Source organism: Actinacidiphila acididurans (genome assembly GCF_016918855.1).
In the GTDB taxonomy this organism is placed as follows: Bacteria; Actinomycetota; Actinomycetes; order Streptomycetales; family Streptomycetaceae; genus Actinacidiphila; species Actinacidiphila acididurans.
On record NZ_JADKYB010000002.1, the window covers coordinates 150,834 to 172,122 of the forward strand.

Genomic DNA, 21,289 nt, shown 5'->3' on the forward strand with positions numbered 1-21,289 from the left:
GCGGCGATCCACGGGATCAGGGCGATCTCCGGGACGACGGCGGTGACCGTGATGACGCCGGTTTCTCGGCCAGGGCCGCACGATCAGGTCATCGACGCCCGGCAGCCGTTTGAAAGCGAGGCGCCGACCGCACAATGTCTGTAGACATGCGGGGGGTGCGTGTTCTGAATGCGAGCGCGGGATCTTCGGGGGACGAGGCACCGGGCGGCGGCCGGCAGGACGTCCGCAATGAGCTCAGCGGGAGTGTGACCGGGCCGAGCGTGCAGGCCGGGACGGTGTACGGCGGGATCCACATCACCGCCGCGCCCGCCGGTCCGACCGGGTCCGCCGAGTCCGCCTCGGCGTTCGTGCCCGTCGTGCCGGTCGTGCCCGTCGTGCCTTTCGAGCACAGGCCCTGGCAACTGCCCCCGGTGGGGCGCCTCGCCGACCGTACGCTCGAACTGGCAGCGCTGGAGGACTTCCGGCGCGGGGCGGCCGGCCTCGGACATCCGACCCTCGCGGCGGTGAGCGGCATCGGCGGGGTCGGGAAGACCGTACTGGCACTGTCCTGGCTGCACGGGTTGCGGGACGACTTCCCCGACGGGCAGTTGTACGCGGACCTCGGCGCCCAGCCACAGGACGGCGCGCCGGTCAGCCCGTTCGAGGTCATCGGCCGTTTCCTGCGCGCGCTGGGCGTGCCGGCCGACCGGATTCCCCAAGCGGCGGACGAGCGGACGGGTTTGTACCGGTCGCTGACCGCCACCCGGCGCCTGGTGGTCCTGCTCGACGACGCGGTGACCGCCGCCCAGGTACGGCCGTTGGTGCCCGGCGGGCCCAGCGTCGTGGTCGCCACCAGCCGCTGGCGCCTGCCCGGTCTGGCCATGGACGGCGGCTACCTGCTCCACCTCGAACCGCTGGGCACCGACGCGGCGGTGGAGCTGCTGGCGATGACCCTGGCCGACGACCGGGTGCGCGCCCAGCCCACCGACGCGCGGGCGCTGGTGGAACTGTGCGAGGGCCTTCCGCTCGCGGTGCGTGTCGCGGGCGCCCGCCTCGCGGCGCGACCGGGCCGCGGGATCAACGCGATGGTGCGCGAACTGTCCGACGAGCACAGCCGCTTGGGGGCGCTGGCCATCGACGGAGACCACGGAGTACGGGCCACGCTCGACCTCGCGTACGGCGGACTGCCGCAGGACGCGGCCCGCCTCTACCGATTACTCGCCCTCCACCCCGGGCCGGACTTCACCGCCGACGTGGCGGCGGCCGTCCTCGGCGACGCCGACCGCGCGCGGGCCGAACCGCCGCGCCTGCTCGAACTCCTGCACGACGCCAATCTCCTCACCGACACCGGGGACGAGCACTACCGCTTCCACGACCTCGTACGGCTGCACGCCGCATCGAAGGCGGAGACCGACGAGGACCCGGCGGAGCGGACCGCCGCCGAGCGCCGCGTCCTCGACCACTACCTCGCCACCGCGACCTGCGCCGAGGAGATCCTCGACCCGCACCACCGCTCCCTGCCGCGGGATCACGGTGCCGGGCCCGTCGTGGTGACGGCCTTCGGGGACGACGGGAGCGAGGCGGCCCTGGCCTGGCTGGAGCGGGAACTGCCCAGCCTGATGCGGGTGCTCCGGCACGCCCGGCGGTCCGGGCATCCGGCCGTCACCTGGCAGCTCGCCGACGCCATGTGGTCGCTCTTCGTCCGCCGCAAGCACTACGAGGAGTGGCGCGCCGCCCACGAGGAAGGCGCGGCCGCGGCACGCGAACTCTCCGACACCGCGGCCGAATGCCGGATGCTCACCTCGGGCGGCCTGGGCGAGCTCGACACCGGCCAGCATGCCCGCGCCCTGGAGTCGTTCGAACGTGCGGCCCGTCTCTTCGAGGCCCAGGGAGACGGCCTCGGCTTCGCCCGCACCCTCAACTACCGTGGCCTCGCCCACCAGGGCCTCGGCCAACTCCGGGAAGCCGCCGCGCTGTTCGAGCAGGCGGCCGCCGAACTGCCGCGCTGCGGCGACGTACGAGCCGGCGGCCTGGCCCGCTTCAACCTCGCGGAAGTCGCCCTCGCCGAAGGCCGCTACGAGGCGGCCACCGCCGACGCCGAGGCCGCCCACCGCACGCTCACCGCTGAACGCGACCCGTACAACGCCGCCCGCGCCGCCCGCGTGTCCGCCACCGCCCACCTCGCCCTCGCCCACCCCGACACCGCCGAGCCCCGCCTGCTCTCCGCCCTGTCCGCCCTCCACGGCGTCTCCGACTTCGAAACGGCCCAGACCCTTGAGGTCCTGGCCGAGTTGCTGGAAAGCCGAGGCCAACCGGGCCCCGCCCGCGACCGGTACGAGGAGGCCATCGCCCTGTACGAAGGGCTGGGCCTCACGACGCGGGCGGAGAACGTACAGGCGCGGCTGGACGGGGAGGAGGGTACGGCGGGGTAGCGGTCCCGCTCGGCCTGGGGCGCCGAATCCCCTTCCGACGAGCCGTTCCGGTGCGGCGGCCGTCCCCGTGCCCCGGCCGCCGCACCATGTGCCGTGCCCCTACCGGTTGTGCCGCCGCTTGCCTGCGGCGCCGGGATTCCCTCCGGCGAGCCATTCCGGCGTCCCGGGTCGGCCCGACACCCCGGCCGCCGCAGGACATCCGTGCCCCTACCAGTGGCCCTGCCACGCCTCCTGCATCACCCCCACCTCCTCCCGTACCGCCGTCTCGGCGCTGCCGGTCGGCCCGAGCAGAAGGGCCGACGACGTGCGAACGGTTTCCGCCGGGATGCCTGCCACCAGCCAGGAGTGGACCAGGGACGCCCACACCGGCCAGGGCGGATCCGTACCGGCCGCCGTGCCGGGGTCGGGTCGCCGCCAGCAGGCACGTACTCGGGAGTCCCGGGGACTGCCCAGCAGCAGCCAGCAGTCGGGTCCGTCGTGGGCCGCCACCACCAGGGCGCCCGGGTGGTGGCGGGCCAGCTCGGTCACCTGCTGCGGGCCGCCGCGGGTGACCAGCACGTCGGCCACGACGCGCCACGGGTCCGGGGCGTCGGCATCGGCCTCGACGCGCAGGTGACGGTCGACGGTCACCGCTCCCGTGTCCGCGCGCACCACCTGTACGACGGTCGGGGCCGGCCCGGTTCCGGCCGGGCCCGGGCCGCCGAGAACGGCCAGGGCCCGGGGTTGACCGGGATCGTCGGGGAAGAGCAGCACGGCCGTCATGCCACGACGTCGCCGGAGCGGTCCGGCCCCACCGTGAACGGCAACCGGGCCGGTTCCGTGACCCAGCCGGCGACCGGGGGCCGCAGGCGGAGCTTGCGGTAGAGCAACGCCCGCATGCGGCGAGTGAAGCGGCCGGGCTCCGAGGTGATCCGGGCCGCCACGCGCCCGTACCGCTCGGCGTCGTAGCCGGCGGAGCTGCGGTCGAGCTGCTTGCGGATGGGGCGTTCGCAGTTCAGCCGAAGGGCGAACGAACTCAGTTCGGCCACGGGCGAGTCCGGGGACACGTCCGCCGCCGGATAGCTGCCCATGAGCACGGGCGCGCCGGACGCGGCACCGTAGAGCGCCATGGAGCCGTGGTCGCAGACCACGTAGTCCGCGGCCACCAGCGGTCCCAGCTCGTCCGCGTGCTGGCTCACCAGCAGCAGGCCGGCCCGGCACAGATCGGCCAGCCAGGCCCGGACCTGCCATTCGCCGTGCGCGTTCCAGACGTGCGGGTGCAGCATCGCGGCGACGCGGTACTCGTCCCGGGGCAGTTCGGCCATCAGCTTTTCCAGCACGTCCGGCGTCTGCCCCAGCAGCGACCGCGGACCCCAGGTCGAGATCACCACGACCAGCCGCTGCCGCGGGCCGACCCCGAGCGCCGCGCGGTACAGCGCGCGGCCCGGCAGGCTGGCCATCATGCGGTCGTAGGCGGGATCGCCGATCACCCGGGCCGCGGGAAGGGCTTCCGGGCATTCCCGGGCCAGGCGGGCGAGGTCCTCCTTGTGGGACAGCACGATGGTGTCGGGGACCACGACGCCATCGCGTACCAGCCATTGCCGGTTCAGACCGTAGACCTCCCGCGTCGCGGCGAGCCCGCGCCGGCCGTCTGGGAGCAATTTGTTGTGACCCGCGCCGTGCGGGAGCACGATGACCGGCGCGTGCAGTTCATGGATGTCGCCGTGGGCGGCGGCGATGGCCAGGTCGAATTCGATCTCCACCGCCTGCTGCCACGGCAGCACGACGCCCCCGAGACCGTCCAGGAATTCGGCCACTCCGTGGCTGAACACATCCGGTGCCGCCGTGAAGACCACTTGTACCCGAAGATCACCCTCGAGCAGCCGGACGGCTTCCATAACTCGCCTTCCGGAGACCACCGTGTGCACGACGGCCAGGACTTTCCTGCGTACCTGCCGAGTTGCCCAGCGTTCCACATCCAGCCGTACCGGAACGTGACGCCAAGCGGCGTCTGCCACACTCATTGGATTCCCCCCGAACATTTTCCGTCATGGCGCCCGTTTCCGAGTCGGGCGCACCCTCTCGTACGGCATGTGCCCGGGGCCGCAGACGGAAGGCTTGCAGAAAACTTGCACCCGGCATGAGGTCGTTCACCGCGCTTTGCTGCATATGCATATGCGCCCCTTTGCTTCCGTGCGCCCTTGCCCGCGGTCGGCGAACGAGGGATCCGTAAGGAGAGAATTTGCGCGCTACGCAAGCGCCTGGCCATAGGTCCGTACCGGGAGGCGCGAAGACGTGGGAGCGCCAGGGCCGACCAGCTGGGGGTGCTGGTGGAATTACGGATCTTAGGGCCGCTCGAAATCTGGTATCAGGGCCGTGCCTGGAAACTGGGCACACCGAAGGAGCGTGGTGTCCTCGCCGCCCTGGCGGCCTCCGCCGGTGAATCCGTCTCCGTGCAGACCCTGGCGGACCGGATCTGGGCGGGAGCACCACCCCGCAGCGCCGTCGCGACGCTGCACAGCTATCTGTCCAGGCTGCGCAAGCACCTGAAGAACACGGTCGGGGACCAGATGCGGCTGGAGCGCCCCACCACCCGGACGTACCGGCTGTCCGTCGCCCCGGAAGCCGTCGACCTGCTGCGCTTCCGGCGGCTGCGGGACCAGGCCCGCACCGCCGCGCGGCAGGGAGATCCGGAACAGGCCGTCGACCTGCTCCGGGCGGCGGAGGCCCTGTGGCGTGCGGAGCCGCTGGCGGAATTCTCCGGCGAGTGGTTCGACGCGCTGCGCGAGCGCCTGCGCGAGGACCTGCGCAGCACCCGGAACGAACGGATCCGCTACGAACTGGGGCTCGGCCGTCACGCCGACCTCATCGGTGAACTGCGCGCGCTGGTCGACGAAGACCCCCTCGCGCAGAGCACGGTCGCCGATCTGATGCTGGCGCTCTACCGGGCCGGCCGGCACAGCCAGTCCCTGGCGCTCTACCAGAGCACCCGGCGGCACCTGGACGAGGAACTCGGGCTGGATCCCGGCCCCGAACTCAGCCGGCTGCACCAACTGGTGCTCGCCCAGGACCCCGCGCTCGACCTGCCCGTGACCGGGCCGGGGGCCGGCGCCGGCGCGTGGCCGCCGGCCGGCCCCTGGTCGCCGCCCGCGCCCGCTGTCCGGACCGGGCCGCGCAACTTCCTGCCGCGCGACAACAGGGACTTCACCGGCCGCGACGACGAACTGCGGGACCTGCTGGCCCGGCCCGAGCCGGACAGCACCGCCCTGCCGGTCACCGTGGTCCACGGAATGCCGGGCGTCGGCAAGAGCACGCTGGTCATCCATGCCGCGCACCGGCTGCGCGACGACTACCCGGACGGCGTCTTCTACGTCGACCTGCGGGCCCACCGCGAGCAACCGCCGTGCGAGCCCGGCGAAGCGCTCGCGGCCCTCCTGAACCAGGCCGGCCAGCCGGTGGCAACCGACGCCGCCGCCACCGCCCAGAGCCATGACGCACTCGCCGCCCAATGGCGCGACTGGCTGTCCGACCGGCGGGCCCTGCTGGTCCTCGACGACGCCCACGACGCCGAGCAGGTCCGCCCGCTGCTCCCCGGCTCCGCCACCTGCCGGGTCTTCGTCACCAGCCGCCACCGGCTCGCCCACCTGGGCGGCGCGGGATCGGTCGAGCTGGAGGTGATGTCCGGGTCGGAGGCGGCCGCGCTGTTCACCCGTATCGTCACCGCGGCGCGGGTCTCCGACGCGGCGGCCCTGGACCGCGTGGTGGACATCTGCGGCCACCTGCCGCTGGCGGTGCAGATCACCGCGCACCGCTTCCGCCACCGGGACTCCTGGGACCAGGACGTCCTGATCGACCGCTTGACGCAGGCCGCCGACGTCCTGGAGGAACTGGACCTGGAGCCGGGAATCGCCACCGCGTTCCAGCTCTCCTACAGCCAACTCGGCCCCGCGGAAAGGTTCCTGTTCCGCCGCCTGGCCCTCCACCCGGGACCCGACCTCACCCTGCAAGCCGTCACCGTACTCACCGGCTTCGGCACCGCCCAGGCCCGGCGCGGCATCGAAGAGCTCCTGGACACGCATCTGCTGGAGGAGCCGCTCGCGGGCCGGTACCGATTCCACGCTCTCGTACGGGCCTTCGCCGTGCGGGTCAGTGCCGGCGCCGAGGAGCCGCAGGCGGCACGGCAGTCCGCCGTACGCCGGCTGCTGACGCATTATCTGACCGCCGCGGACCGGGCCGACCGCCTCGCCCATGCCGAGCGGCGCAGGATCGAGATCGGGGCGGGGCGGTGGGAGCCCGAGGGGGTTCCCTTCCCGGGCGGCCCGGCGGATTCCCCTGCCTTTTCCCCTGCCTTCGCGGACGCCGCCGAGGCGTCGGCCTGGCTCGACGTGGAGCGCGCGAATCTGCTGGCCGCGGCTCACGAGGCGGCGGTGACCTCGCCGGAGCATGCGGCGCTGTTTCCGCACGTACTGGCTCCGTCGTTCAAGCGCTGGGGCGCTCACGCCGCCGCCCTGGAACTGCAGAGCACGGCCCTTGCGGCGCTGCGCGCGGGCCACGACAGCAGCGCCTTGGCCCTGACCCTGGTGGAACGCGCCGAATTCCTGTGCCACGAGGACCACGAGGAGGCACTGCGCTGCGCCCGCGAGGCGCTGGCCCTCTTTTGCGACCTCGCGGACGTACGTGGCCAGGCTGACGCCCTGGTCGAGGTCGGGCGCGCCGAGTTGTCGGCCAGTCGCAGGTCCGCTTCCCTGGCCCACCTCGACGAGGCGCTGGCCCTTTACCGGCTGATCGGGCACCGCCACGGAGAGGTGAAGACCCTCAACGTGCAGGCTGTGTTGCTGCACTTCGCCGGTGAATTGGCGGAGGCCCGGCGGCGGTTCGGCGTGATGCTGGAGATTGCGCAGAGCCTGGAGGATCTCTACTGGCAGGCCACCGCATTGATGAATACGGGTGAGCTGGATCTGCTGGAGAAGAACTACGAGCGGGCGCAGGATTACCTCGAGCGATCGCTGGCACTCGCCCGCCGCACCGGCGACCGCCAGCTACTCGCCCATGTCCACACCAACCTGGGAAACCTCTGCCGTGCCACGGGCCGGACCGACGAAGCACTCGCTCAATTCCGTACGGCGCTCAACAGCTACCGTGCGGCTCACGACCTGCGCTCCGAGGCCAACACTCTCCTCAGCATGGGCACCACCTACCGGGAAACCGGCCGCCATTCCGAGGCGATGCACCACTTCACGATGGCCGAGGAATTGGCCCGTGCCGTCGCCAATCCTTACGAGCAGCAGAGCGCGTTGCTCGGCATCGGCACGACCCAGTGGATATCCGGGCAGCCGACCGCCGCGCTGGCCACCCTTCACGAAGCCCTGCGGCTCGCCGAGGAAATCGAAATCCCCCTCGGCATGGCACACGCCCTCGACGGAATTTCCCAGATCCTCCTCCGCACGACGGGCCCCGCCGCCGCCAAGCAGTACGCCCAGCGTGCCCTTCTCCTCTACCGCTCGCTGGGAGTGCAGGAAGACGTGGAAAGGGTGGGCCGACAGCTCGCGGAGTGCTGAGTTGAGCCGCACCGGCCGGGCTGTGCGGGCCGAGCTGCGACGGGTGGTCACGTCTCCATGTAGATGCCATGGCATATAGTGCACTGGAAGCTACTTCGGAGGAGTGCACCCATGAGCAAGGAACAGCGCGCCCGGATCGATGCGATGATGCGGCAGCCGCAGCCCGACGGCCCCCGGTCGATCGAGGCGCTGCGAACCGGCTTCGAGGCGCTGATGGCCGGGATGGCCGTGCCCGACGGCATCCGCACCACGCGCACCACGCTCGGCGACCGGCCCGCGCTCCATGTCGAGCCGGACAGCCGCCCGCGGGCCGGGACGATCCTGTACTTCCACGGCGGTGGCTGGGTCGTCGGCTCCCCCGAGACCGCCCTGTCGCTGACGGCTCATCTGGTGACCAGGACCGGCTTCACGGCGTACTCGACGGACTACCGGCTCGCCCCCGAGCACCCGTTCCCGGCCGCGATCGACGACACCCTGAGTGCCTACCGCGCCCTCCTCGACAGCGGCGAGGACCCGGCGGCCATCGCCTTCGCCGGGGACTCCGCCGGCGGCGGGCTCACCGTCACCACCTGCCTCGCCGCCCGCGACGCGGGCCTCCCGCTGCCCGCCGCCATCGTGGCGTTCTCCCCGGGCCTGGACGCCACCCGCACCGGCGCCAGCATCGACACCAAGGAAGGCATCGACCCGATCTTCACCCGCGCGTCCGTCGAACACACCGGAGCGATGTATCTCGCAGGAGCGGACCCGAATCAGCCCCTGCTCAGCCCGGCCGTCCTCGCCGATCTGACCGGCTTCCCCCCGACCCTGATCCAGGTCGGCACGAATGAGATCCTGCTCGACGACTCCACGCGGCTCGCCGCGCGTGCCAGGGCTGTCGGGGTAGACGTGATCCTTGACGTCACCGCGGACGTGCCCCACGTCTTCCAGTCCTTCGCCGGCCTCTTGGACGAGGCGGACGAGGCCCTGGACCGGGCGGCGCTCTTCCTCACCCAGCGCATCGGCTCGGGGAGGCGGTGCGCGGATCAGTGGGGTAGGCCCGGCTGGGCCGGCCGGCCGGGCCCTTCGGGTGCCGCTACTTGGCGCTCAGGGGGGCCGACCAGTGCATGATCGGCGGCTGAGCGGCCTCGGCCTGGGTGGCGGCAACGCCGATGAGAAGGCCGACGGCAATGGCGACGGCAGCGAGGCCGGTGCGGACGTGGCGCATCGTGACAACTCCGGGGCGAACGTGAGGACTTGGTGACCTCGGCCCTGGTGATCATACACGTCCCTGGCACGCGTACCTCCGCATTCACTCCCAGCGCACGCCCCCCTCAACCTGCACCGTTTCCCAGAGTGAGCCGTCAGGTTGCGTAGTACCTGCGAAGTTCAAGTCGGTGCCGTATCTGTTTCGGCAAACCCATCCCGCAATTTTCTGCAACAGCTTGCGCAGGCGGTATTGACGCCGCCTCCCCCCACGGCGATGGTCGTCTCGCCCACCGCACCGGCTCTGCCCGCCCGCACAAGGCGCAGCTTGCCGGTCGTCACCCGAGGCGCGCGGGTGCGCGATGTGGCGATTCGACCAAACGCCTACAGGGGGTACTCAGTCATGAGCCCAGTCCTACGGCCGCGCAGCGCCGATGCGGTCGAACAGCGTCACCCCGGAACACCCCGCGGCCGAGGGAGCCGCCGCCTCCTGCCCGGAGGGCTCCTGCTCGCGTCGGCCCTCGCGGCAGGCGCCCTGCTGCCGCTGTCCTTGCAATCCGCGGCGCACGCCAGCAGCCCGAACGGTGGCGACGTGATCGCCAACCTCTTCGAGTGGAACTGGCCTTCCGTGGCCCAGGAGTGCACGGATGTGCTCGGCCCGAAGGGGTACGGCGCCGTCCAGGTCGCCCCGCCCGAGGACTCGATCCGTATCGGCGGGGCACCGCACGCCTGGTGGGACGTGTACCAGCCGGTCGGCTACGACCTCAACAGCCGTATGGGCACCGAGGCCCAGTTCAAGGACATGGTGACCGCCTGTCACACGGCAGGGGTCAAGGTCTACTCCGACGTGGTGCTCAACCACATGGCCGGCGCGGACCAGTCGAGCACCGACTCGTACGGCGGGGACACCTTCTCCACCGGCGCGCAGTCGTACAGCCAGGTGCCGTACAGCTCCGCGGACTTCCACCAGTACCCGGCCAACTGCCCGAACTCCGGCATGGCGATCAACGACTGGAACAACCAGACCCAGGTCCAGGAGTGCGACCTCTCCAATCTCGAGGACCTGTACTCCGAGTCGGACGACGTACGGACCAAGGAAGCGGCCTACCTCAACAAGCTCATCGGCTACGGCGTCGACGGATTCCGCGTCGACGCCGCCAAGCACATCAACCAGAACGACTTCGCGAACATCGAGTCCCGTCTGAACACCACCCTGTGGGGCCAGCGCCCGTACATCCTGCAGGAGGTCTTCCCCGGCAGCGGCGGCAACCTCGCGCCCAGCGCCTTCGAGGCCAACGGCAGCGTCATCGGCTTCGACTACGCCGACACGCTCAAGAGCCAGTTCCAGGGCAACATCGCGGGCCTGAAGACCTTCGGGTCCTCCGGCCTGGAGCCCAGCGCCAAGGAAGGTGCCATGGTCACCAACCACGACACCGAGCGCGACGGCTCGACGCTCAGCTACAAGAACGGCTCGCAGTACACGCTGGCCACCGAGTTCATGCTGGCCCGGGGCTACGGCACGCCGTCGGTGTACTCCGGCTTCGCCTTCGCGAACCGGGACGACTCACCCCCGGCCGACTCCTCCGGCTTCGTGACGCGCACCGACTGCGGCTCCGGCGCCTGGGTGTGCACCGACCGGGTACGTGGCATCGCGAACATGGTCGACTGGCACAACGCCGCCGCCGGCCAGTCCGTCGCCAACTGGTGGGACAACGGCAACAACGCCATCGCCTTCTCCCGCGGCAGCACCGCCTGGATCGCGCTCAACAACAGCGGCGCCGCCGTCACCCAGACCTTCAGCACCGGGCTGGCCGCGGGCACGTACTGCGACATCATCCACGGCGACATCAGCTCCTCCGGCACCTGCGGCGGCCCCACGGTCACCGTCGACGCCGCCGGAAAGGCCACCGTCACCGTGAACCCCGGCGACTCCGTGGCCCTCTACGCCCGCACCGCCCCCTGCACCACCGACTGCCCGACCAGCCCGCCGCCGTCGGGCACGGTCAACGAGACCTTCAACGAGACCAAGACCACCGTGCCGGGCCAGAACGTCTACCTCACCGGCTCGATTCCGGCACTGGGCAACTGGTCCACCGACGCCGCGATCGCGCTGTCCTCGGCCAGCTACCCGGTGTGGCGCGCGACCGTCGCACTGCCCGCCAACACCTCGTTCGAGTACAAGTACATCGTCAAGGACGCGGCCGGGACCGTCACGTGGGAGTCCGGCGCCAACCACACCGCCCGTACCGGCTCCACCGACGGCACCCTCAACGACACCTGGGGCTCCACCGGCCAGGTCACCGTCACCTTCGACGAGACGAAGACCACCGTGCCGGGCCAGAACGTCTACCTCACCGGCTCGATCCCTGCCCTCGCCAACTGGTCCACCGACGCCGCGATCAAACTCTCCCCGACCGCCTACCCGACCTGGACCGCCACGCTGAACATCCCGGCGAACACGTCCTTCGAGTACAAGTACATCCTCAAGGACGCCGCCGGGACGGTCACCTGGGAGTCCGGCAGCAACCGCACCTTCACCATCCCCGCCTCCGGCCCGGTGACCCTCAACGACACCTGGAAATAACTCCACGCACGGCGCCTGCGGCGGCCCTCCTTGGCCGCCGCACGGCGCGTACTTGCCCCTTACTCGTTGGCCGGCGCGCCGAGCCGAATGTCCCGCCACTGACGTACGTGCTCACGCTGCCAAAGCTGATCCTGACTTCGGGTGGACAGCCACCCGCCGAGCACCACGGCGAACAACGTGACCATGGCCGTGATCCCGTTGCTGACGAGATTCATCGACTGAAGCCCCTTACGTGGACGGACGCTTGTGCCCGATAACGGCGCCTTGGTGATCAGGGCCTTTCACTGGTCGGTGGGCAATGCTCCGGCCGGGAACGGATCCTCGGAGCGAGGGGCATCGGCAAGCCGTTCGGCTGCTGACCGCGCTGCTTCCTCCCACGCGCGGAGCGTTTCGGGCCGCTTGGCCGTGACGTACTCGAAGTAATACTCGACACCGATCGCATCCGCGAACCCTCGCTCGAGTTCGGTCCGCGCAGACGTCTGGTGCCAGATCTGACACGCTGCCGCTGCGGCCGTCAATGAGCCCTCCGCGATGCGCGCCGCCACGTGGTGAAGCAGACAGCGCTCGGCGGCCTCCTCGTCGGGAACGGAAACCCTCAGCTCGTCCATCGTCTCCATGAACAGCCCGCGGACCTGGTCGGCGTCCTCACGTCGGCTACGTCCCGCCAGGTCACACAGTGCGGGCGAGTCCCAGCCGGCGACGAGCAGTTGGGCCGCTGCCATCGGCACGTCTTCGACGGCCAGCACACCGACGACGTACCGCCAGGCAAGGGTGAACGGATGCTCCATGCCCGCATCTTGCCGATACCGCCCATGCACGGCCACCCATTTGACCGAGAGCCTCGGCAATTCCGGAGCTCGCGTATGTTAGTGGATCTCTGATGCTGCCAGTCTCACGAATTGCTGGAGCGCTTCCCGGGCCTGTTCGCCGCGCGCGCTCAATTCCGTCTTGTCGGCAGCTTTGTGAACCCCGGATGTGAGGTCGTAGGCATGATGTGCCGCCTCCACCAGCGTCGGGCCGCTCGCTATGAGTTCCACCCTGAACAGCGCGTGCAGGGCAACGCCCCGCAGGCGGTACGCCTCGACCCGGGCTTCGAATGCGGCCTGGCCGGCCGGATCCTCATGCTTGCGATGCCAGCGGTCGTGCTGGCCTCTTCGGAACTCGGTCACCGCGCCCGCGAAGTCGCTGTACACGGCCATCCGTTCCGAGCGGAGTTGCTGCTGGGCGGCGAACTGGCGCGAGCTCCGCGTTTCACTCCGCTGGAACAGATACGTCAGGGTGGCGCCCAAGAGCGTGCCGAGCACTGCGATCAAGGTCGAGAGGGTACCGTCCACGGCAGCCAAGCACACCACAGGACCGGCCCATGGGGGTATCCCGCTGAGTGGTGCCTATACAGGGGTGCGGCCACTCCGGCCTGGGCGAAAGCCCACCAAGGTCATTACGCCATTACTACGCGATCACCGGCTGACGCCTGCCTTCGCCCACATCCGCCTGCACACATGCAAAGACCCCGCACTCAGCGTCCTGGCTGGTGGCGGGGTCTTTCGGCACCTTCTGCGAGGTGCCCCCGGCAGGATTCGAACCTGCGCACACGGCTCCGGAGGCCGTTGCTCTATCCCCTGAGCTACGGGGGCGGGGCTGTTGCCCCTGGTGGGGGCGACGGGAAGAACACTATCAGGTTGCGGGGGGTGGACGCGTACAGGGTTTTCCGGGGTAGCCCCGCGCGGCGGGCGCGGAACGGGGGAGGTCGCGGCCCGGCCCGGACGGGGGCGCCGGGGTCCGCGAAGGGCACCCCACCCGACCCGCGCTAGCCCCGAGGAGGGCACCCCACCCGACCCGCGCAAGCCCCCCGCACGGGCACCCCACCCGACCCGCGCAAGCCCCGAGAAGGGCACCCTCCAGAGCCGCGCAAGCCCCCGCAAGGGCACCCCGACCCCCGCAGCCCCCGGAGGGAAGCGCACGCCACCCCCGCCGGCCCGCCGCAGGCGGGGATCACTCGCGGGTAGGGAGAAATGGGCAAAACGCGGACGCATTGAGAAGGGCGCGCCTAGGCTTTTGGGTGTGGCGGGCGCGTCCGGCCGGGTGCTGGTTGTTGACGACAACAAAGTGATCCGGCAACTGATCAGGGTCAACCTGGAGCTGGAGGGCTTCGAGGTCGTGACCGCGGCCGACGGTGCCGAGTGCCTGGAGATCGTGCACCGCGTGATGCCCGACGTCATCACCCTCGACATCGTCATGCCCCGCCTCGACGGCGTCCGCACCGCCGCCCGCCTCCGGGCCGACCCCCGCACCCGCCAGGTCGCCATCGTCATGGTCAGCGCCGGCTCCGCCCCCGACGGCATCGGCGCCCCCGGCGGCCCCGACGCCTACGTCGCCAAGCCCTTCGAACCCGCCGACCTCGTCGCCACCGTCCGCGCGCTCCTCTGCACCCCCATCGCGCCCCCCGACGACGACAGCGACGACAACGATGGCAAGGACGCCGGCGCCCTCGGCGAAACCGCTGCCACCCCCTGAGCCCCGAAACCCACTGCACACCCCACCCCTCTGCTCGCCTACGCTTTGGGCGTGACCCCCGCCGAGCTCTCCCGCGCCGTCATGACGGCGGTACGCCGTGCCGTCGCGGCCGACGAGCTGCCCCCGGTCGACGTGCCCGAGCGGGTCGTCGTCCAGCGGCCGCCCCGGCCCGGCTGCGGGGACTACGCCACCAACGTGGCCCTCCAGCTCGCCGGGCCCGCGGGCCGCACCCCCCACGAGGTCGCCGAGGTCATCGCCCGCCGCCTGCGCAAGGAGCCGGGCATCGCCCAGGTCGAGGTCGCCGACCCCGGCTTCCTCAACATCACCCTCGACGCCCAGGCCTACGGCGACGTCGTACGCCAGGTACGCACCCAGGGCGCGCGGTACGGCCACGGTGACGGCCTGTCCGACGAGGCCGTCACCGTACGCGCCGCCCCCGACGACCCCCGCGGCCGCGTCGTCGCCGAGGTCGTCAACCGGCTCGCCCGCGCCACCGGCGCCCCCCCGGCCGACCCGCCCGAGCCCCTCCTGCTCGCCCCGGCCCACCCCGGCGAGCCCCCCACCGACCTCGGCCCCGACGAAATCCGCTGGGCCCTGCTGCGCCCGCCCGCCGAGGACACCCCCCGACTCGACCCGGCGCTGCTCACCCAGCACGAGACCAACCCCCTCTTCCGGGTCCGGTACGCCCACGCCCGCGCCCAGGCCGTGCTGCGCAACGCCCATGACCTGGGCGTCGACGTCGATGCGCCGGCCCCGTACGGACAGGGCGACGGCGAGGGCGCCTACCACCACCCCGCCGAGACCGAACTGCTCGGCCTGATCGCCGACTTCCCGCGGGTCGTCGAGACCGCCGCCCGCCGCCGCGCCCCCGACCGGGTCGCCCGGCACCTCGAGCGGCTGGCCGACGCCTACTTCCGGTTCCACGACGAGTGCCCCGCCCTCCCCAAGGGCGACGAGAAACCCTCGGCCCTGCACGCCGCCCGCGCCCGCCTCACCGACGCGACGGGCATCGTCCTCGCCACCGGCCTCCACCTGCTCGGCATCACGGCCCCCGACCACCTGTGACCCGGACCGGCACCGCCCGCACCGCCGTACGAGAACCCGTACGGGCAGCCGTACGACGACCCGCACCCCCCGGCCGTACGAGAACGAGAACCAGCACCCGCCCGCACGAAGGAAAGCCCCAGAAGTGAGCCGTTCCGCACACCCCGCAGGCCCCCGCCACGCCGACGTCCTCCCCGAAGGGCACTGGTCCGCGCCGCCCGCCGACCTCAATCACCTCGACCAGCGGATCTGGTCGCGCACCGTGGGCCGTAACGGCGACGGCGCCGCCGAGGTGGCCGGGATGGACGTGCGCGACCTGGCAGCCGAGTTCGGCACCCCCGCCTACGTCCTGGACGAGGCCGACTTCCGGGCCCGCTGCCGGGCCTGGCGGGCCGCCTTCGGGCCGGACGCCGACGTCTTCTACGCGGGCAAGGCGTTCCTGTCCCGCGCGGTGGTGAAGTGGCTGTACGAGGAGGGGCTGAACCTCGACGTCTGCTCCGGCACGGAACTCGCGGTCGCCCTCGACGCGGGCATGCCGGCCGCCCGGATCGCGCTGCACGGCAACAACAAGACCACCGCCGAGATCGAGCGGGCGGTCACCGCCGGGGTCGGCCGGATCGTGCTGGACTCCTTCCAGGAGATCGTCCGGGTGGCCGACGTCGCCCGCCGGCACGGCGTACGGCAGAAGGTGCAGATCCGGGTGACCGTCGGTGTCGAGGCGCACACCCACGAGTTCATCGCCACCGCGCACGAGGACCAGAAGTTCGGCCTCGCGCTGGCCGACGGGCAGGCCGCCGAGGCGGTGCGCCGGGTGCTGATGCTGGAGGACCTGGAGCTCATCGGCATCCACAGCCACATCGGCTCGCAGATCTTCGACACCGCCGGCTTCGAGGTGGCCGCCCGCCGGGTGGTCTCGCTGCTGGCCGCGATCCGCGACGAGCACGGCGTCGAGCTGCCGGAGATCGACCTCGGCGGGGGCCTGGGCATCGCGTACACCCCCGAGGACGACCCGCGCGACCCGCACGAGATCGCCAAGGCGCTCGGCGAGATCGTCGCCCGCGAGTGCGAGGCGGCCCGGCTGACCCCGCCGCGGCTGTCGGTCGAGCCCGGCCGGGCCATCGTCGGCCCGACCACCTTCACCCTGTACGAGGTCGGCACGGTCAAGCCGCTGGAGGGCCTGCGCACGTACGTCAGCGTGGACGGCGGCATGTCGGACAACATCCGGACCGCGCTCTACGACGCGGAGTACAGCGTGGCGCTGGTCTCCCGTACGAGTGATGCCGCGCCGATGCTCAGCCGGGTGGTGGGCAAGCACTGCGAGAGCGGTGACATCGTGGTGCGGGACGCCTTCCTGCCGGCCGACCTGGCGCCGGGGGACCTGATCGCGGTGCCGGCCACCGGCGCGTACTGCCGCTCGATGGCCAGCAACTACAACCACGCGCTGCGGCCGCCGGTGGTGGCCGTCGCCGACGGGCAGGCCAAGGTGATCGTGCGGCGCGAGACGGAGGAGGATTTGCTGCGGCTGGATGTCGGCTAGCCCGGATCGGCGCATGATCGCCGGGCCGGACCGCAAATACCGCCGTCCCCCGCCCGGAACACCGCCGTCCGCCGCCCGGGTCTCGGGATCCGGACAGGAGATGGTTTTGCCGGTCCGGTGCGTGAGACTGGTGGTCCCCTTTGACCCGCCGGATCCGACGCCGGATGCAACCTGCCGGATCCAACCCGCCGGACCCCTGGCGGACGCCGGTTCCCGCCGGCTCCCCGCCGGACCTGATGGACCCCCGGCCGGCCCCGCCCGACGGGCCGCCGGGACAAACGGAACGAGAGACGAGGTCGGATGATGCGTACGCGTCCGCTGAAGGTGGCGCTGCTGGGCTGCGGTGTGGTCGGCTCCGAGGTCGCGCGCATCATGACGACGCAGGCGGACGACCTCGCCGCACGCATCGGCGCCCCGGTGGAGCTGGCCGGGATCGCGGTCCGCCGCCCCGGCCGGGTCCGCGCGGGCGTGCCCGCCGACCTGCTCACCACGGACGCCACCGCGCTGGTCAAACGCGGCGACCTCGACGTCGTCGTCGAGGTCATCGGCGGCATCGAGCCGGTCCGCACCCTCATCACCACCGCCTTCGAGCACGGCGCCTCCGTGGTCTCGGCGAACAAGGCACTGCTGGCCGCGGACGGCGCCGCGCTGCACGCCAAGGCCGCCGAGCACGGCGTGGACCTCTACTACGAGGCCGCGGTGGCCGGCGCGATCCCGCTGCTGCGGCCGCTGCGCGAGTCGCTGGCCGGCGACCGGGTCAACCGGGTGCTGGGCATCGTGAACGGCACCACCAACTTCATTCTCGACCGCATGGACGGCACCGGCGCCGGCTACAGCGAGGCCCTGGACGAGGCCACCGCGCTGGGCTACGCCGAGGCCGACCCGACCGCCGACGTGGAGGGCTTCGACGCCGCCGCGAAGGCCGCGATCCTGGCCGGGATCGCCTTCCACACCCGGGTGACCATCGACGACGTGCACCGCGAGGGCCTGACCGAGGTCACCGCCGCCGACATCGCCTCGGCGCGCAAGATGGGATGTACGGTCAAACTGCTGGCCATCTGCGAGCGCACGCCCGACGGGCGGTCGGTGACCGCCCGGGTGCACCCGGCGATGATTCCGCTGAGCCACCCGCTGGCCTCGGTCCGCGAGGCCTACAACGCCGTCTTCGTCGAGGCGGAGGCGGCCGGGCGGCTGATGTTCTACGGTCCCGGCGCGGGCGGCGCACCCACCGCCTCCGCCGTCCTCGGCGACCTGGTGGCCGCCTGCCGCAACAAGCTGGCGGGCGTCACCGGTGCCGGCGAGTCCGCGTACACGCAACTGCCGGTGAGCCCGATGGGCGATGTGGTCACCCGCTACCACATCAGCCTTGACGTGGCGGACAAGCCGGGCGTCCTGGCACAGGTCGCCACGGTGTTCGCCGAGCACGACGTGTCCATCGACACGGTGCGGCAGCAGAGCAGGATCCAGGGCGGCGACGAGACCGCCGTCGAGCAGGCCGGCCCCCGGCGGGAGGGCGGCGAGGCGTCCCTCGTCGTCGTCACCCACCGCGCGCCGGACGCCGCGCTGTCCGCGACGGTCGGCAGCCTGCGGAAACTCGACACCGTACGGGGCGTCGCCAGCATCATGCGTGTGGAAGGGGAGTAGACCCGCTATGAACGTCAAGCTCGACCCGGGCCGAATGCCCGACGAGGCCCGAATGCCCGAGCAGGGCGGCCACCAGTCCCAGCGACGGCCCGAGGAAGTGCGCATGTCCGGCACCCACCAGTGGCGCGGCATCATCGAGGAGTACCGCGACCGGCTCCCGGTGACCGCCGACACGCCCGTGGTCACCCTGCTGGAGGGCGGCACACCGCTGGTCCCGGCCCAGTTGCTGTCCGAGCGGACCGGCTGCGACGTGTACCTGAAGGTGGAGGGGGCCAACCCCACCGGGTCCTTCAAGGACCGTGGCATGACCATGGCCATCTCCAAGGCCAAGGAGGAGGGTGCGCAGGCCGTCATCTGCGCGTCGACCGGAAACACCTCGGCCTCCGCGGCGGCGTACGCGGTACGGGCCGGCATGGTGTGCGCGGTGCTGGTGCCGCAGGGCAAGATCGCGCTCGGCAAGATGGGCCAGGCGCTGGTGCACGGCAGCCGCATCCTCCAGGTCGACGGAAACTTCGACGACTGCCTGGAGCTGGCCCGCGGGCTGAGCGAGAAGTACCCGGTGGCGCTGGTGAATTCGGTCAACCCGGCCCGGATCGAGGGCCAGAAGACCGCCTCGTTCGAGGTCGTGGACGCGCTCGGCGACGCGCCCGACATCCATGTGCTGCCGGTCGGGAACGCGGGCAACATCACCGCGTACTGGCGCGGTTACCGCGAGTACGCCGAGACCGGCCCGGCCACCCGTCGGCCGCGGATGTGGGGCTACCAGGCGTCCGGGTCGGCGCCGATCGTACGCGGCGAGCCGGTGCGCCAGCCGCAGACCATCGCCACCGCCATCCGGATCGGCAATCCCGCCTCCTGGCGCTCGGCCGAGCAGGCCCGCGACGAGTCCGGCGGCCTCATCGACGAGGTGACGGACCGTCAGATCCTCTCCGCCTACCGCCTGCTGGCCGCGCGCGAGGGCGTCTTCGTCGAGCCCGCCTCGGCCGCCTCCGTCGCCGGCCTCCTCAAGGCCGCCGAAGCCGGCCTGGTCGACCCCGGCCAGCGCATCGTCTGCACCGTCACCGGCAACGGCCTCAAAGACCCCGACTGGGCCGTCGCCGGTGCCCCCCAACCCCTCACCGTCCCCGTCGACGCCGACGCTGCGGCCGAGAAGCTGGGCCTGGCCTGACGTGGAGGGCCGCGCAGGCCGCCATGGCCGACGTGGCCCAAACCAAGCCTGCGCGGCGATTGAGCGCAAAGGCATGATCTGCGGCGAACGTGTGAGCCTGCGCGGCGATTGAGCGCAGACAGACGGCCGAGGGCACCGATCAGGCCCGCTGGGGGCACCTCCCAGCGGTAGCTGGGGGAACCTGAGCGCAGAGAGACGATCCATGCCCACGGACAGGGGCGCACACCCGCGAAGCGACACGCATCACGCGCGGTGCGTGCGCCCTATGTCCGCGGAGAACCCCTCTTCGATAAGATTGCAGCAGCGGCACCCCGATGTGCCCGCCTCCGGCGGACGCCACTTTGCATCTCCGCCCTCTTCAGCCCGCCGCCCGGCAATGGAGCCGCTTGGGCGCTGCAGGCGAACCGCACCGCCGCACAAGGAGATTCGTCGAACGATGGCCGGTCCCGCATTCCGCGCCGCCGCAACACGCGTGCGCGTCCCCGCGACCAGCGCCAACCTGGGCCCCGGTTTCGACTCCTTCGGCCTGGCCCTGGGACTGTACGACGACGTCGTGGTCCGCGTCGCCGACGCCGGCCTGCACATCGACATCGCCGGCGAGGGCGCCGACAGCCTGCCGCGCGACGAGAAACACCTGGTCGTCCGGGCCCTGCGGACCGCTTTCGACCTGCTCGGCGGCCAGCCGCGCGGCCTCGAGGTGGTGTGCGCCAACCGCATTCCGCACGGCCGGGGCCTCGGCTCGTCGTCGGCCGCCATCTGTGCCGGCATCCTGGCGGCCAGGGCGGTGACCATAGGCGGGCCCGCCGTGCTCGACGACACCGCGCTGCTGGAGCTGGCCACCGAGATCGAGGGCCATCCCGACAACGTGGCGGCGTGTCTGCTCGGCGGATTCACCCTCGCCTGGACCGAGGGCGGCGCGGCCCGCGCGGTCCGGATGGCGCCGGTGGAATCACTGGTTCCGGTGGTCTTCGTACCGGCCACGCCGCTGCTCACCGAGACCGCCCGCGCACTGCTGCCGCGTACCGTCCCCCTGGTGGACGCGGCGGCCAACGCCGCACGGGCCGCGCTGCTCGTGGAGGCGCTGACCAGGCGTCCCGAGCTGCTGCTGCCCGCCACCGAGGACCGGCTGCACCAGGAATACCGGGCGCCGGCCATGCCGCAGACGCTCGCCCTGGTGAACCGGCTGCGCGCGGAAGGCGTCCCCGCTGTCGTATCGGGAGCCGGGCCGACCGTGCTCGCGCTGACCGACGCGGGGGCCGCCGACAAGGTGTCCCGTTTCGCGGGCGAGGACTGGGCGGCCAACCGCCTGGACCTGGACACGGCGGGGGCCAGTGTCCTGCCGCTCGCGGGAGGGCAGTGACACGATTGCCGGCCGTAGAGAGGGGGAATGTTTGTTGGATCCGGTAGTGTTAATCTCAAGTCAGCATTCGCCGCCCGATGGGCGCGATGCGTTGTGTCCCCGCTAGGGACCGCACTTCTTCCGGGAGCCTCCCACACCGCATCGGCAGCCTGCTGAACAGGGACAGCCTGCCCGCCGTTGCAGTGCCGAGCACGCTCCGGAGTCGGTACGAGATTCTCCCGTACCGAAGCACGTATGTATTTTCTGCCGCCATCAGGCGGACCACCGCCCCGGTTCTGGACAGCGGAAACGCCCAGATCCGGACAGCA

The 21,289-nt window shown here is 71.7% G+C and carries 15 protein-coding genes and 1 tRNA gene; 10 read left to right on the plus strand and 6 right to left on the minus strand.

Translation table 11 applies throughout. From position 1 onward, the window contains the following. Positions 1–245 precede the first annotated feature (245 nt). Positions 246–2,411 (plus strand): ATP-binding protein, encoded by a 2,166-nt coding sequence (locus ITX44_RS03805; RefSeq protein WP_307795084.1) that lies wholly within the window; start codon positions 246–248, stop codon positions 2,409–2,411. Between the two features lie 207 nt (positions 2,412–2,618). Here the strand turns inward: ITX44_RS03805 and ITX44_RS03810 are convergent, their stop codons facing one another. Next, positions 2,619–3,173, minus strand: a complete 555-nt coding sequence (locus ITX44_RS03810; protein WP_205355542.1) for a hypothetical protein — start codon at positions 3,171–3,173, stop codon at positions 2,619–2,621. Continuing rightward, positions 3,170–4,414 carry a hypothetical protein gene (locus tag ITX44_RS03815; protein WP_205355543.1) on the minus strand — a complete coding sequence of 415 codons (1,245 nt, stop codon included), beginning with the start codon at positions 4,412–4,414 and terminating at the stop codon, positions 3,170–3,172. The genes ITX44_RS03810 and ITX44_RS03815 overlap by 4 nt, the downstream gene beginning before the upstream one ends. A 300-nt stretch (positions 4,415–4,714) precedes the next feature. On the opposite strand from ITX44_RS03815, the gene ITX44_RS03820 reads away from it, so the two are divergent. The 3 genes from ITX44_RS03820 (at position 4,715) to ITX44_RS03830 (ending at position 11,714) form a co-directional block, all read left to right on the plus strand. Next, complete coding sequence (locus ITX44_RS03820) at positions 4,715–7,948, plus strand: AfsR/SARP family transcriptional regulator (protein WP_307795085.1); 3,234 nt, start codon at positions 4,715–4,717, stop codon at positions 7,946–7,948. 111 nt (positions 7,949–8,059) lie between these two features. Then, complete coding sequence (locus ITX44_RS03825; RefSeq protein ID WP_205355544.1) at positions 8,060–9,055, plus strand: alpha/beta hydrolase; 996 nt, start codon at positions 8,060–8,062, stop codon at positions 9,053–9,055. 667 nt (positions 9,056–9,722) lie between these two features. Next, positions 9,723–11,714, plus strand: a complete 1,992-nt coding sequence (locus tag ITX44_RS03830) for a carbohydrate-binding module family 20 domain-containing protein (protein ID WP_307795086.1) — start codon at positions 9,723–9,725, stop codon at positions 11,712–11,714. Positions 11,715–11,773: 59 nt separating this feature from the next. Here the strand turns inward: ITX44_RS03830 and ITX44_RS03835 are convergent, their stop codons facing one another. From ITX44_RS03835 to ITX44_RS03850, 4 genes are all read right to left on the minus strand, one after another. After that, positions 11,774–11,929, minus strand: coding sequence for a hypothetical protein (locus ITX44_RS03835; RefSeq protein ID WP_205355546.1), 156 nt, complete (start codon positions 11,927–11,929; stop codon positions 11,774–11,776). Positions 11,930–11,995: 66 nt separating this feature from the next. Then, entirely contained in the window at positions 11,996–12,502 is a 507-nt protein-coding gene (locus ITX44_RS03840) for a hypothetical protein (RefSeq protein WP_205355547.1), read from the minus strand. Positions 12,503–12,580: 78 nt separating this feature from the next. Beyond that, positions 12,581–13,018, minus strand: a complete 438-nt coding sequence (kilB, locus tag ITX44_RS03845; RefSeq protein ID WP_307795108.1) for a plasmid transfer protein KilB — start codon at positions 13,016–13,018, stop codon at positions 12,581–12,583. A gap of 258 nt (positions 13,019–13,276) precedes the next feature. Next, positions 13,277–13,348 (minus strand) — tRNA-Arg (locus ITX44_RS03850). A gap of 427 nt (positions 13,349–13,775) precedes the next feature. Between ITX44_RS03850 and ITX44_RS03855 the strand changes: the two genes are divergently transcribed. The 6 genes from ITX44_RS03855 to thrB all read left to right on the plus strand — a co-directional run bounded on the left by ITX44_RS03855 (position 13,776) and on the right by thrB (position 20,981). Beyond that, positions 13,776–14,228 carry a response regulator gene (locus tag ITX44_RS03855; protein ID WP_205355549.1) on the plus strand — a complete coding sequence of 151 codons (453 nt, stop codon included), beginning with the start codon at positions 13,776–13,778 and terminating at the stop codon, positions 14,226–14,228. A gap of 51 nt (positions 14,229–14,279) precedes the next feature. Further along, complete coding sequence (gene nrtL, locus ITX44_RS03860; protein ID WP_205355550.1) at positions 14,280–15,293, plus strand: ArgS-related anticodon-binding protein NrtL; 1,014 nt, start codon at positions 14,280–14,282, stop codon at positions 15,291–15,293. Between the two features lie 124 nt (positions 15,294–15,417). Further along, entirely contained in the window at positions 15,418–16,809 is a 1,392-nt protein-coding gene (gene lysA / locus ITX44_RS03865) for a diaminopimelate decarboxylase (RefSeq protein ID WP_205355551.1), read from the plus strand. Between the two features lie 300 nt (positions 16,810–17,109). Continuing rightward, on the plus strand, positions 17,110–18,453 hold the full coding sequence (locus ITX44_RS03870; RefSeq protein ID WP_205355552.1) for a homoserine dehydrogenase: 1,344 nt from the start codon (positions 17,110–17,112) through the stop codon (positions 18,451–18,453). Positions 18,454–18,550: 97 nt separating this feature from the next. Further along, complete coding sequence (gene thrC / locus ITX44_RS03875) at positions 18,551–19,621, plus strand: threonine synthase (RefSeq protein WP_205355862.1); 1,071 nt, start codon at positions 18,551–18,553, stop codon at positions 19,619–19,621. A gap of 436 nt (positions 19,622–20,057) precedes the next feature. Further along, positions 20,058–20,981 (plus strand): homoserine kinase, encoded by a 924-nt coding sequence (gene thrB, locus ITX44_RS03880; protein WP_205355553.1) that lies wholly within the window; start codon positions 20,058–20,060, stop codon positions 20,979–20,981. The last annotated feature ends 308 nt before the right edge of the window (positions 20,982–21,289 follow it).

Bases quoted from the DNA above. Each gene is read 5' to 3' on its own strand.
- ITX44_RS03810 (WP_205355542.1), bottom strand. From the start codon at position 3,173: ATGACGGCCGTGCTGCTCTTCCCCGACGATCCCGGTCAACCCCGGGCC.
- ITX44_RS03815 (WP_205355543.1), bottom strand. From the start codon at position 4,414: ATGAGTGTGGCAGACGCCGCTTGGCGTCACGTTCCGGTACGGCTGGAT.
- ITX44_RS03825 (WP_205355544.1), top strand. From the start codon at position 8,060: ATGAGCAAGGAACAGCGCGCCCGGATCGATGCGATGATGCGGCAGCCG.
- ITX44_RS03835 (WP_205355546.1), bottom strand. From the start codon at position 11,929: ATGAATCTCGTCAGCAACGGGATCACGGCCATGGTCACGTTGTTCGCC.
- ITX44_RS03840 (WP_205355547.1), bottom strand. From the start codon at position 12,502: ATGGAGCATCCGTTCACCCTTGCCTGGCGGTACGTCGTCGGTGTGCTG.
- ITX44_RS03870 (WP_205355552.1), top strand. From the start codon at position 17,110: ATGATGCGTACGCGTCCGCTGAAGGTGGCGCTGCTGGGCTGCGGTGTG.
- thrB (WP_205355553.1), top strand. From the start codon at position 20,058: ATGGCCGGTCCCGCATTCCGCGCCGCCGCAACACGCGTGCGCGTCCCC.